The 12,155-nt window shown below is 53.5% G+C and carries 10 protein-coding genes; 4 read left to right on the forward strand and 6 right to left on the reverse strand.

Annotation, left to right across the window (positions count from 1 at the left end; translation table 11 throughout):
• Nucleotides 1–214: 214 nt before the first annotated feature.
• A complete protein-coding gene (locus J0A68_RS14155; RefSeq protein WP_206578875.1) occupies nt 215–1,120 on the forward strand; it encodes a sugar phosphate isomerase/epimerase family protein in 906 nt (301 codons plus the stop codon).
• Nucleotides 1,121–1,260: 140 nt separating this feature from the next.
• Here the strand turns inward: J0A68_RS14155 and J0A68_RS14160 are convergent, their stop codons facing one another.
• The 4 genes from J0A68_RS14160 to fahA all read right to left on the reverse strand — a co-directional run bounded on the left by J0A68_RS14160 (nt 1,261) and on the right by fahA (nt 5,867).
• Nucleotides 1,261–1,926, reverse strand: a complete 666-nt coding sequence (locus tag J0A68_RS14160; protein ID WP_206578876.1) for a ferredoxin reductase domain-containing protein — start codon at nt 1,924–1,926, stop codon at nt 1,261–1,263.
• Nucleotides 1,927–2,081: 155 nt separating this feature from the next.
• Complete coding sequence (locus J0A68_RS14165; RefSeq protein WP_206578877.1) at nt 2,082–3,590, reverse strand: hypothetical protein; 1,509 nt, start codon at nt 3,588–3,590, stop codon at nt 2,082–2,084.
• Between the two features lie 279 nt (nt 3,591–3,869).
• The gene (locus tag J0A68_RS14170; protein ID WP_206578878.1) at nt 3,870–4,589 is read right to left on the reverse strand and encodes a Dph6-related ATP pyrophosphatase; all 720 of its coding nucleotides are present in this window, start codon (nt 4,587–4,589) and stop codon (nt 3,870–3,872) included.
• Nucleotides 4,590–5,867 carry a fumarylacetoacetase gene (fahA, locus tag J0A68_RS14175; RefSeq protein ID WP_206578879.1) on the reverse strand — a complete coding sequence of 426 codons (1,278 nt, stop codon included), beginning with the start codon at nt 5,865–5,867 and terminating at the stop codon, nt 4,590–4,592.
• Nucleotides 5,868–6,039: 172 nt separating this feature from the next.
• On the opposite strand from fahA, the gene J0A68_RS14180 reads away from it, so the two are divergent.
• A complete protein-coding gene (locus tag J0A68_RS14180) occupies nt 6,040–7,923 on the forward strand; it encodes a CocE/NonD family hydrolase (protein ID WP_206578880.1) in 1,884 nt (627 codons plus the stop codon).
• Nucleotides 7,924–8,126: 203 nt separating this feature from the next.
• Here J0A68_RS14180 and J0A68_RS14185 read toward each other — a convergent pair whose 3' ends face one another.
• Nucleotides 8,127–8,705 (reverse strand): hypothetical protein, encoded by a 579-nt coding sequence (locus J0A68_RS14185; RefSeq protein WP_206578881.1) that lies wholly within the window; start codon nt 8,703–8,705, stop codon nt 8,127–8,129.
• A 117-nt stretch (nt 8,706–8,822) separates the two neighbouring features.
• Here J0A68_RS14185 and J0A68_RS14190 point away from each other — a divergent pair, with 117 nt between their 5' ends.
• Both J0A68_RS14190 and J0A68_RS14195 read left to right on the forward strand, forming a co-directional pair.
• Nucleotides 8,823–9,062 (forward strand): DUF6364 family protein, encoded by a 240-nt coding sequence (locus J0A68_RS14190; protein WP_206578882.1) that lies wholly within the window; start codon nt 8,823–8,825, stop codon nt 9,060–9,062.
• Entirely contained in the window at nt 9,062–9,469 is a 408-nt protein-coding gene (locus J0A68_RS14195) for a type II toxin-antitoxin system VapC family toxin (RefSeq protein ID WP_206578883.1), read from the forward strand. Before J0A68_RS14190 ends, J0A68_RS14195 begins: the two co-directional genes overlap by 1 nt.
• 33 nt (nt 9,470–9,502) lie before the next feature.
• Here the strand turns inward: J0A68_RS14195 and J0A68_RS14200 are convergent, their stop codons facing one another.
• Nucleotides 9,503–11,998, reverse strand: a complete 2,496-nt coding sequence (locus J0A68_RS14200) for a phosphocholine-specific phospholipase C (RefSeq protein WP_206578884.1) — start codon at nt 11,996–11,998, stop codon at nt 9,503–9,505.
• Nucleotides 11,999–12,155: the final 157 nt, after the last annotated feature.

Here is a 12,155-nt window from a genome sequence, read left to right on the forward strand (position 1 = left end):
ACCCACTATTTGCTTCCGTAATGCTTCACTGAACGTTCTCCTTTGCCTAATCTTAAGTCCGTTTTTCATCTTGTCTGATTGTTGGGACAACCAACAAATGTGACAACTTTATTTAGGCATTGTCACTCCCTACTCGGTACCAATTATCTACCCGGACAGCCGCTGTCTTTTGGGTCTTTTGGCTATCTTTCTCCGTTCAAAAACCCAAAACCAAATGAAACGACCCATTACACTACTCGCAGCACTTGCGATCGGAATCATGGCCTTCAGTCCCAAGAGCGCGACTGTGGACCACTCCCATCCTACCGAATTACCCGCTGCCAAAGCGAAGAGATTTGGAGGCTTGGCCCTCTACACCGTCCGCGATGCCATGGGCAAAGACCCCAAGGGCACACTGAAAGCCGTGGCCGATGCGGGCTACGCCTACGTCGAAGCCGCCAACTACTCGGAAGGCAAATTCTATGGCATGACCCCGGCGGAGTTTAAGAGCTATCTCTCCAGCCTCGGCCTCACCGCCAAAAGCGCCCACATGGGCATGGTCAACATGGAAAATGCGGACCAGCTGATCGCGGACGTGAAGGCTGCCGGCATCGAATATTTCGTGATCCCGGTACCCCCTATGGGCATGTTTACCTTTGACCAGGCGACTCGGTCCATGGCGATGAAAGGCACCGCGGATGAGCTGGTGAAGATCATGGATACGCTCGGCGAAAAGTGCCACAACGCAGGCATCAAGCTGCTTTACCACAACCACGACTTTGAGTTCAAGCCGCTCGCTGACGGCACGGTGATCGAAGATGTACTACTGGAGAAGTGCAACCCGAAATACGTCAACTTCCAGATGGACCTCTTTTGGGTGACCAAAGCGGAGGTTGATCCCCTGGCCTACTTCGAAAAGTATCCCGGCCGATTCAAGGCTTGGCACGTGAAGGACATGAACGACGAGGGCCAGTTTGCGCCAGTCGGCACCGGCAACATCGACTTCAAGCGCATCCTGGATGCCAAAAAGAAATCCGGGATGGAGTTTTACCTCGTGGAGCAGGACAATACCTTTGGCCTGGATCCGCTCGAAGCGATCAAAATCAGCCACGAAGGCCTGGAAAAAATCGGATTCAAGTAAGACTCAACCACAGCAAAAAACGAAAGGGAAGCTTTTGGCTTCCCTTTTTTTATCATCATAAACATCACAGATACATGGATTGCAGCCTAAGCCCGGGCAGAAGACTTGTAAAAATCCGGCATCTGCGGCAAAACAGCCCCTTACTTCTCGAAAGTAATCGCATCGGGTTTTGCCCCCAGCTCTTCCAAGATCCCGCTGATCGCCTTGACCATTTTGTCAGGGCCGCAGACATAGAATTCCTGCGAGAAGTCGCTGACATGCTTTTTCAGAAATCCCTTATCTATCAGCCCGAACTCATGACCCTTTTCCTCCTTGTCCGTGAGTGTGGAGACAAAGTCGCCGCCCAGCACCTCCCTGAAATATCCTTCCAGTATCACGTCCTTCGCCGTTTTGTTTGAAAAAAAGAGCCGATTGCCAGAGAGCTTGCCCTGCGACTCCAGATGGCGAATGATACCGATGAAGGGCGTCACACCCGCTCCGCCCGCGATGAACACGCCTTTTCCTTTGTATTGGATTGCGCCCCAGGCGTCGTCCAGGATCACTTCGTCCCCGGCGACCAGCTGGTCGATCTGCTTGGTCACGCCATCGTGATCCCGATAGGACTTGATGACAAACTCCAAGTAGTCCGCATCCGGCAGACAGGTAAAGGTAAAGGGGCGCTTTTCGCTTTTCCAATCGGGCTGGTTGATGGCCAGCCCGGTAGCCTGACCGGGGATGAACAGAAAGCCCTTGGGCTTTTGCACCCGGATTTGTTTGACGTCATGCGTGAGCGCTGTGATTTCCAGTATTTTGACTGTGATTTCCATAGTTGGTTGAGATTTGGTTAAGGTATTGAAACGAAGGCAATGTGGATTTCCTTGCCTTTATGAGACTGTTTTGGTCGGACAGGCCCTGACTTCTTGAACGAAAAAAACCACTCCGCCAGAGCGGAATGGCTTTTTAGTCAAAAAATCAGGTGATATCAACCCAGCAAAAGCGTCAAGTTGCGATGCGTTGAATTGTGTCCGATGTAGCCGTAGCCATTGGTAGTACGTGCCCAAGCCGTGACGATGAAACTGTAGGCGCAAGACTGGGGTGGCCTCCAGTTGCCCGATTCAGGGATGGTTTTGGAGACAAAACCCTGCCAGTTCCCCTTGGATGGCTCATAGGACTCCGAGTAGATCCCGGTGGACTGCCCAGAGCCGTAGGTAGCCGCAAAGCTCACCTGGCGAAGATTGCCCTCAGGATCGTGCCCCGTGATCTTGAAGCTCAGCCCATCCGGCGCCGGCCCGATGGTTTCGATGGCGCAGGCGGACACCTCGCTTCGTCCATGCTTGATGCTGTCGATATTGATCGCCGGGAGATGGTTGTCGATGTAGAGCTTCATCGTCTGGGTCTCCTGGGCTACGTCCACATTGAGGATACGCTTATAGAACGTCACCGAAATATGATACAGCCCCGGCAGCAATGCCGCCGTAGGAAACTGGATCAGGAGGTCATCGATCGAATAGTCATTGGACGGGTTAGCCAGCTCGTAGAAGCCGAGGGCACTGGCCGCGAAAGACTCCAGCACATAGGTGCTGCCATTCCAGCGGTAGTTAGACCAGTTGCTGATCAGTTTTTGCGGCGAACCTCCCGGGGGAGTGATCTCCACCTTGTATTTTTTCACGTCCCCGCTCCAGAGCTGCTGCATCTTGATGCGGTTGCCGATGAGATTGAGCGTCCCGCCAAAGGCCGCATTTTGCACGAAAACAAAATATCCAGCATCGGTCGTAGCCCGCCCTGAGGCATTGATCTTGGTCGTGGGGATCAGTCCCACGCTACCCACCAAAGGCCCCAAATCTGCAGGTGGAATCACCGGTTTGCGGGATAGGATCAGCTGGCGGAGCTTGGAAAAATCCTTGTAGAAGTTGCCCGGAAAATCGGTCGTGAAACCAGGATTGGAGGATTTCACCCTGAATCCAAAATAGGTGTACGGCGTACTCAGGGGCCAGGACAGCGCGACGTTGATCTCCGCGAGGTCTATCCTAAACTTCCAGATGCGGTGGGAGGAAGAGGAGTTGCTGCTCGTGCCAAACTCCTGCCTCACCTCGCTGAGCGAAGGGTCGGGCTGCAGCCCCGTCCAGCTCGCCGGACCGAGGTAAAACTGCTTGCCCAGCTTGTTGGGCTGGCCGGGATAGAGCCCGTAGTTCACGTCCTTGTTGGAGGTGATCGCGCGATCCCGGTTCACGTCAAAGCTGAGCCAGAAATAGTCGTTTGTACCGGCATCATTGCCATGATCCTCGGTGAGGTCTAGGGCCAGGTACAGAAACTTTGCGTCGTTTTTCGCCAACACTACCCCTCTGGTGAATTTGAGCGTGCCGGCATCATCCCAATCTCCGGAATTGAGGGGTTTGTTGAGGTCGATCGGGGTTTGCGCCCATTCGCTTTTGAAAGGAAAAGCGAACAAAATGGGCGTCGTAATGGAAAGGCTTTTGACAACTTTAGCCATGGTTTTTTGGGTTAGGAAAAGTAAGAGGTAAAAAATTGCCCGGCAGAAGTGCCGCTGGGCAGCTATGGAATACAACAATCCCGAAAGGAAAACCAAAGGCGCCTTTCAGGGAACCTTCTAGCAGCCGCTTGGCTCATACCAATCGCAAACTACTTATCATCAGATGATTAAATTAAGGATTAAAAAAGAGAAAACAGCACAAAGCGCCGAGAAATTGCGGCTTTCGCCAGCCACTAAAGACTTGATCGGACTAGCTCGAACTTTTGAGAAAAAGCTGGCCTACTGCGCTGCCGCGCTGATATCGGCAAACCAAAAACGCTTTTCCCCCCGCTCCCCATTTGCCAGCAAAATATCATAAGATTGCTCCACAATCTCCCCTACGCTGATCGGCAAAGGCCTGAAAAAAATCGGCCCGTCGTAGCAAAAGCTGTGAAACTCCCCGTTTTCCCCGCAGGGATCTACTCCCTTTGCAAGGCCTTCCAAAAAGCTCCGGTCAAAGTCCCTTCCCACGCGCTCTTTGGAGATCAGTTCCGCATCTGCCGCGCAAATGAGGGTCTTGAAGCCCGTCTTGACAAACTCAATCGCCAATTCACCCGTTGGCTTTTCCCAAAGCGGAAATACGGCCGAGAATCCCCGCGAAGCAAGCTGCTGTTCCCGATAGGCCCTCAAGTCTTCCAAAAAAATATCCCCATACGCCAACTGGGAAATCCCTGAGGCTTCCAGCTGGTCAAGGTAGGAATGGATGGCTTTTTCGTAGGCGCGATTGTCCCCGCTGGCCGGATAGTAGATCTTGTCCAGCGGCAGCCCCAGGGACTCGGCTTGCAAGTCTATGAGCTCCTCTGCGATGCCGTGCATGCCCACCCTGCGAGTTTGCTCGCCAAAGGTGGTGTGCAGGCGTCTGATGTCGTAGCGGGGATCTTGGAGCAGGTGAAAAAGCGCAAAAGCGCTGTCCTTGCCCCCTGACCAAGAGAGGGAAACGGGGATCGGGGAAGCGTCCACTTACAGCAGGGATTTCGAAGGGAGAACCTGTCCCTTCACCTCCCCAAAACCGACGCGTACGCCGTCTTTTTCCGCAAAGCCCTTTATGATGACAGTGTCGCCGTCCTCGATGAAGCTGCGCTTTTCCTCCCCATCCAGCGCCACCGGCTGAGAGCCGTTCCAGCTGAGTTCGAGCATGGAGCCAAAGGAATTGGGAGTGGTGCCGGATATGGTGCCAGAGGCCATCATATCGCCTACGTTGATGTTGCAGCCGTTGACGGTATGGTGGGCGAGCTGCTGGGCCACGTTCCAATAGAGGTGCTTGAAGTTGGAGGTGCAGACCTTGCTGGCTTTGGCTCCTTCCGGCTGGATGAATACTTCCAGGTTGATGTCAAAGCTGTGCTCCCGCTCGCACTTGAGATAGGGAAGCACCTCTGGCTCCTGCGCAGGGCTGGCTGTACGGAAAGGCTCCAAAGCCTCCAGCGTCACCACCCAAGGCGAGATGGACGACCCGAAGCTTTTGCCCAAAAAGGGCCCTAGCGGGGCATACTCCCAAGCCTGGATATCTCGCGCCGACCAATCGTTGAACAGCACAAAACCAAAGATGTATTCCTCCGCCTCCGCGGTAGTAACCGAATCTCCCAAGCGCGTCTGCTTGCCGGTGATGAAGGCCATCTCCAGCTCAAAGTCCAGCTTGCGGCTCGGCCCAAACATCGGCGTATCCATATCGGGACTTTTGAACTGCCCCTTGGGCCGGTGGATAGGCGTACCGGACACCACAATGGAGGAGGCTCGGCCATGATAGCCTACAGGCAGATGCTTCCAGTTAGGCAGCAGGGCGTTTTCCGGATCGCGAAACATCTTTCCTACATTGGTCGCGTGCTCCATGCTGCTGTAGAAATCGGTGTAATCGCCGATTTTCACGGGCAGGAGCATCTCCGCTTCCCGGCGGGTGACCATCACCTTGCCCCGGGCGGAGTGGTCCCGCAGCTCGCCATTGTCCTCGAGGAGCAGATTTTGCACCCGCTCGCGGATCTTGCGCGTCTGCACTTTTCCCAAGGAAATGAGCTCGTTGAGCGAGTCTGTCAGGAAGATGCCTTCCGGCAGAAAAAGATTGGCGAAAAAGCCTTCCTGATCCAAGACGCTCAGGTCCACAATCTTGTCCCCGATGGCCATACCGACCCTGGGGCTGAGTTTTTTGTTTTTGAAAATGCCAAAAGGCAGGTTGTGGATCGTGAAGTCAGAAGTCTTGGGTACTTCCACCCAGGTACTCAGGGCGGGAATCGGGCTGTCGCTCATGTTCAAAAATTGTTGAAGGGGCAAATTTAACCCGATTGGGGGGAAATGAAAAACCGGATCGGTCAGAAGAGGGAAACGGCTGACGAAATGATCTTTTCTCCCCGACCATTTATAAAAAAGGAAGCATAGGCGAGGCCTTTCTTCCTAACTTGAAATTCTAAAACCAACCGAAATGAGCGCTTATTTAAAATTTTTGCTTGTGCTGCTCCTGGCGGCGACAAGCTTTGAGACTTTCTCCCAGGAAAAATCCATCATCGACCAGCTGGAAGAGATCGCCATCGTCGACCAGAAAGTCATGATGCCCATGCGTGACGGCGTGCGCCTCGCCACCGATATTTACCGTCCCAAAGGCGATGGAAAATTCCCCGTCGTTTTTTCCCGAACCCCCTACAACTTCAACACCTGGGGAAATGGCGAGCTGAACACCCGCACCATGCAGACGGCAATGGATTGGGTGAAAAAAGGCTACGCCTACGTGGTGCAAAACGAGCGCGGGAGGTATTTTTCCGAAGGCGACTGGGACATTCTCGGTGTGCCGCTCACCGACGGCTACGATGCGGTTGACTGGATGGCCAAGCAGCCCTGGAGCAATGGAAAGGTCGGATTGCTCGGCTGCTCCTCCACTGCCGAGTGGCAGATGGCGGTGGCCTCGCTGGACCATCCCGCGCTGGGGGCGCTGGTGCCTCAGGGCTACGGAGCCGGCGTGGGCCGCGTCGGGGAGTTTTATGAGCAGGGCAACTGGTACCGGGGCGGTGCCGGGCAGATGCTTTTCACCAACTGGCTCTACAGCGTCCAACACGACCCCATGGCACCCAAACTGCCCAAGGGCATTGAGCAAAAAGACCTGCTGAGGCTGCAGCGATTCTACGACATGTCCCCGGAATATCCCCGAATAGACTCCAAGGCGGCACTCAGCCACTTGCCGATCCAGGACATCATCAAAAACCAGCACGGCCCCATGGGCATCTACGAGGAGATGATCACCCGCAAACCCAACGATCCCAAGTGGTATCAAGGCGGCCTGTACCACGACGACATGCCTTTTGACAAACCCAGCTTTTGGTTCGTATCCTGGTTTGACGTGTCGGCCGGGCCAAACATCGCCCTGTTCAACCACGCCCGCCAAAACGCCGTTTCCCAAGCCGCGCGCGACAACCAGTACCTCGTGATCGCTCCAGTATTGCACTGCTCCTACACCCGAGCGACAGAAAACACCATGGTCGGAGACCTCAACGTGGGCGATGCCAGGCTGAACTATGACGAGATCATCACGGCATGGTTTGACCTCTGGCTGAAGGGCGAAAAGTCCGAGACGATGGACAAAATGCCACGCGTGCAATACTACACCATGGGCGCCAACAAGTGGCAAACCTCCGAGGTCTGGCCTCCGGCAAATGCAGTGATGACTCCCTTCTATCTTGACTCCGAAGGGAAGGCAAACACGCTGAATGGCGACGGCAAACTTTCTCCGAAAAAACCCAAAAAAGACAATCCGGACACCTTCCAATACGACCCCATGGATCCGGTGATGTCCCACGGAGGCAACGTCTGCTGCACCGGAAATGCGGTGACGGGTGGCTCCTTTGACCAAAGCGAGATGGAGCTGCGGGATGACATCCTGGTCTATACCTCCGATGTACTGGAGGAAGGCGTTGAAGTTTCCGGCTTTATCGAATCCTACCTCTACCTCTCCTCGGATGCCAAGGACACCGACGTGACCATCAAGCTCATCGACGTGTATCCTGACGGAAAAGCCTACAATCTGGACGAAACCATCCAACGGGTACGCTATCGCGAAGGCTATGACAAGGAAGTCTGGATGGAGGAAGGAAAAGTGTACGAAGTCAAAATGACGCCGATGAGCACCTCCAACTACTTTGCCGCAGGCCACCGCATCCGAATCGAAGTCAGCAGCTCCAACTTCCCGAGATTTGACCGCAATCTGAATACAGGCGGCAACATCTATGACGAGACCGAAGGCGTAGTCGCCACCAACTCCATCCACCACGGCGGCAAAAGCCTGAGCAGGATCCTGTTGCCGATGGTAAAGAAATAAAAGAAGGGAGACCGAAGACCTATGACGGGAGCCCGCCCTCCATTTACTCAGGAATACAAATCGTAGTAAAGGGGCCGAGGGGGATTTTACCAGAAATCTGTCGGTAGGCTCTTCATTTCTAACAAACCGAAAAGGGAAGCTCAGCAGCTTCCCTTTTCCGTTCTCTCCGGTATTGTATTTTCACAAACAGTCTTTGACGAATACTACCCCTCCTCCATCGCCCTCCTCACATTCCCGTGAAATTCATTAATCGCCTTGGTGTGGAAATAGGGATAGATCACCTTGTCCCGAAACCAAGAACCGCTGCGGTAGAAAGTCGTGTGTGACACTTCGGTTTGGCCATTTTTCAAGCTTTTGAACCGGATAAACTGGCTGCCTTCCGACTTTGAGTTTTCGAGGTAGCAGATGCGGATCAGACCTTTTGACGGGTCAATTTCCATCACTTCGTGGCCTACGGTGAGCTTGACCGCTCCACCGAGGACATGCAGGTTTAGGATGATCACCTGCCCTACGCCCATGCCTCCGAGATATTCCTGTCCGGGAAAGACCTCCTCCCCCGTCTCGCGGGAGTAGAGCTGGTTGAAATGGATCATCTTCCCTGACCAAGCCCTCGCAGGATCGATGTCCACATAAGCCTTCCACACTTCCTCCAGCGGCCGATCGTAGCTGTACTTTTCAAAATGCCGATGGTAGCCCGGGTCGGACTCCAGGTAGCAGATGGACTTCAGTCGTGCGTAGGGAGAGGAAAGCAGCTGCGGCAAAGCAGGATCGGTCGAATTCATGGCTGGTTTGGCTCGGATGAAAATCACCCTAAAGAAAGGGAAATCATGGAAAAAACACCCATACACACTTACTCGATACGTGACTTTTATCTATTTTTATACGTAAACCAGCTGCCTATGAACACCAAACTCACGCTAAACCTTGACAAAGAAGTCATCGAGAAAGCAAAGGCCTATGCCAAAAACAACCAGGTTAGCCTTTCTAAACTTATCGAAAACTACCTCCATTCATTGACCAAGCAGAGCAAAAAAAGCAGTTCGGTAAGTCCCTTGGTCGAAAGCCTCACCGGAATCATCCCGAGCCACTACGATGAGAAAAGCGACTATCGAGACTATATCGACAAAAAATACCGGTAATGGAACGGGTATTTGTGGACACCAATATCGTCATCGATCTACTGGCGAAACGGGAGCCTTTCTATCGCCACGCTCAGGCACTCTTCACCTTGGGTGACAAAGAAGAGATCGAGTTGCTCATCTCGGCGCTTACCTTTGCAAATGCCTACTACTCAATCAGCAAGCACCACAAAGAAATCGATGCCAGAAGGTATATGTCAAAATTCAAGGTTTTGGTGACTGTCCTTCCCCTGGATGACAGGGCAATCGAACTTGCTTTGGCTTCCGATTTCGACGATTTTGAGGATGGACTACAGTATTTTACAGCACTTGACAGCGGTTCGACTTCCTTCATCACGAGACACCAGAGAGATTTCAAGAATTCAAAGATCCCGATTTTTAACGCTGGAGAGTTTTTAAAAAAGTAAAAAGGGAGCTTAGCCGCTCCCTTTTTGTATTCTCTACCCCAGTTGCGGGTCGGAGATGCTGTCCAGGCCATTTTCCAGCCTGCCTGCAAAAGACCAAGAAAAGCCATCGCCTGATACGGTAAAGTCATACCAGCCCTGCGAAGACTCGGTAACGAGTCGCTCCTTCAACTCTTTGGAAGGGATGAGCTGCAGCGCCTTTTCCGACTGTCTGTAGGCATTTTCCTTGATACTGGCCCGGAGTCCCTTGGGTGAGGCTGCTTCCAGCACTCCGATGCGTTTACCTTTGATTTTGAAATCCGGCTTAAAGGCGAGTTCCATCCCGCTGCTTTTTGCAGCCCCTGAATATTCCCGATAGAAGCCATTGGGGCCGTACACTCGTAGGTGGTATTCTTGGTTTTCGAAGTTTTCCAAAGGCCAACGGTATTCCAGCGCGTCTCCCGCCTTTACCGCAAAATCCCAGGATCGGGCGGATTCCCATTCCCCGGTTTGCGCATTCCTATACTTTCCAGGCGCATAGACCTGAAATGGGGCCGACCAGGCGTCTTTTCCAAAAACCTCTTTGGACGCCTCCATGCGAATTGTCAGCACGCCGTTTTTCAGCTTTCCGGACACGCGAAGATCGTAAAAGAGTGCATTGGATGGCCTGGTCCCCGACTCCTGCGGCGGCAAAGCGCCCTCCCTTCTCAATCTGGATTCTGTCCAAGCCTTGGCCTCACTCGCCGGGATGGCGACAAAGTTTTCCGGTAAACCCTTAAACTGCGCCTTGTGGATTTGCTCCATGAAGGCATTTCGGTCAATCGGCTTCAAGCGCTCCAGTTCCTCCCCGTTGTAAGGCCGGAATGCCGAGCTCAGATCGCCGGACATGTTTCTTCTCCAGCCACTGATATTCGGTTCTAGCAGGTCCTTGCCTGTCTTTTTGCTCAGGAATGTCTCCAAAAACTGGATCGTGGACGTGATGTCCGACACCTGCGAGTTGACCCAGCCGCCGCGGGTCCAGGGAGAGGCCACGATCAGCGGCACACGATAGCCCAGCCCCACAGAGCTTTCCCGCGCGTTTTTCTCTTCAAAGCCCGCCTGAATCTCTTCCTCCTTCGTCACATATTCTCCCGTCACGCTCATTCCCTTGGAGATCATCCCTTCCCCGCTATCCTTCGGATTGGGTACGACAAAGGGCGGCACGTGGTCGAAGTAGCCGTCATTTTCATCGTAGTTGAGGATAAAGATGGTTTTCTTCCATACCTCTGGATTCTGGGTCAAGATATCCAGTACCTCCGATATGTACCAGGCCCCGTACCAAGGCGCACTTGGGTGGTCGGAAAACTTCTGCGGAGCCACCAGCCAAGAGACGGTCGGCAGCTTGCCCGCCTTCACATCGGAGCGAAACTGGTGGAGAATGTCGCCCTTGGGCACCTCGACCTCGCGCTCTTCTCCGCTTTCGGTGTAGCGGATCTTTTCGATTCGGTGAAAGTCCGGATCGCCGCTGTTGACGGTGAAAGCCTTCGCGTGAAGGTTCTTTTCGAAGTCCGAAAGCTTTTCAAAATTCTTCGGGTCGTATTTTTCGAGGTAGTCGATTACCTGCGGCAGCTCGGCGCGACGCTTTTCCAGGCCTTCCCGGTACTTGTCGTCAGCATCGCGGGGCAAGCCATCCGCTTCGATGCGGGCAAACTCCTCCTCCAATTCCTTTTTTCTCTGGGTCAAAAAGGCATAAAAAGAAGGGCTAAAGCGGACATGGTATTGCTTAAACCACTCCAGATTGTTGTCCGTGAAGTTGGACAACAGCGAGTCGTCCTCGACCAGTGTGTCGAGGCTGACCTCGTTTTGATAGACGCGCCAAGAGATGCCGTGCTTCTCCAATCGCTCGGGGAAAGTCGTCCAGTCCCCCTCCCGGTCGTAGGTCAGCTCCCCGTTTCTCACCTTGGCCTTTTCTCCGTCTTTCCCATGGGTCTTGCCGGACCAGAAAAAGCTTCTGTTGGTGGTGGTGCCCGTCAGAGCGGCGCAAAAGTGCTGGTCAAAGACCGTGAACGCATCCGCCATGGCGTAGTAAAAAGGGATATCCTCGCGGCTGTAGTAGCCCATGGTGAAGGGAATGTGGCGGTAGTTTTGGTTGCCTGGGCGCTTGGCCTCGATCCAGCGGTCGTATTTCCCCTGGTTTCGCGCATCGACCTGGTCTGTCCAGGAATGCGGCACGCCACTCATCCAGGTGGCTTTGGTATCCTTCATGTCGAGGCGGAAAGGCGGAAATCTCGTCCCGTCCCTATCCGGCTGCATCCAAACGGGAAAGTGGTCTGGGATAGAAATGGCCCGCGGATCACCAAATCCACGTACCCCGCGCAGCGTGCCAAAACAATGGTCAAAGGAGCGGTTTTCCTGCATGAGTAGGACCACATGCTCCGCATCGTAAAAAGTGGTGCCCGGATCAGGGCTGATGGCCAAAGCCCGCTCTATGGAGCTGGGCAAAACCTGCCACATCCCTGCAGCACCGCTCAGTAGGGCGGCTTTTTTCAAAAATTCTCTTCTGGATTCAATCATGGGGGCTAAAATAGAAGGAAGGACAGTATCCATCCCTGCGCTTGCGATTAAATTACCGTGAATAGTGCTGAATGGGCTATTCTATCCACTTACTCACAGATCATCACAGAAAAGTGAATAGTCATTCAGGAAAAGTAATCTATGTACTTTAGCTAGT

It is taken from the genome of Algoriphagus oliviformis, assembly GCF_017254915.1.
Taxonomy (GTDB): domain Bacteria; phylum Bacteroidota; class Bacteroidia; order Cytophagales; family Cyclobacteriaceae; genus Algoriphagus; species Algoriphagus oliviformis.

Coding starts and splice junctions, on each gene's coding strand:
- J0A68_RS14155 (WP_206578875.1), top strand. CDS start 215: ATGAAACGACCCATTACACTACTCGCAGCACTTGCGATCGGAATCATG.
- J0A68_RS14160 (WP_206578876.1), bottom strand. CDS start 1,926: ATGGAAATCACAGTCAAAATACTGGAAATCACAGCGCTCACGCATGAC.
- J0A68_RS14165 (WP_206578877.1), bottom strand. CDS start 3,590: ATGGCTAAAGTTGTCAAAAGCCTTTCCATTACGACGCCCATTTTGTTC.
- fahA (WP_206578879.1), bottom strand. CDS start 5,867: ATGAGCGACAGCCCGATTCCCGCCCTGAGTACCTGGGTGGAAGTACCC.
- J0A68_RS14180 (WP_206578880.1), top strand. CDS start 6,040: ATGAGCGCTTATTTAAAATTTTTGCTTGTGCTGCTCCTGGCGGCGACA.
- J0A68_RS14185 (WP_206578881.1), bottom strand. CDS start 8,705: ATGAATTCGACCGATCCTGCTTTGCCGCAGCTGCTTTCCTCTCCCTAC.
- J0A68_RS14190 (WP_206578882.1), top strand. CDS start 8,823: ATGAACACCAAACTCACGCTAAACCTTGACAAAGAAGTCATCGAGAAA.
- J0A68_RS14195 (WP_206578883.1), top strand. CDS start 9,062: ATGGAACGGGTATTTGTGGACACCAATATCGTCATCGATCTACTGGCG.
- J0A68_RS14200 (WP_206578884.1), bottom strand. CDS start 11,998: ATGATTGAATCCAGAAGAGAATTTTTGAAAAAAGCCGCCCTACTGAGC.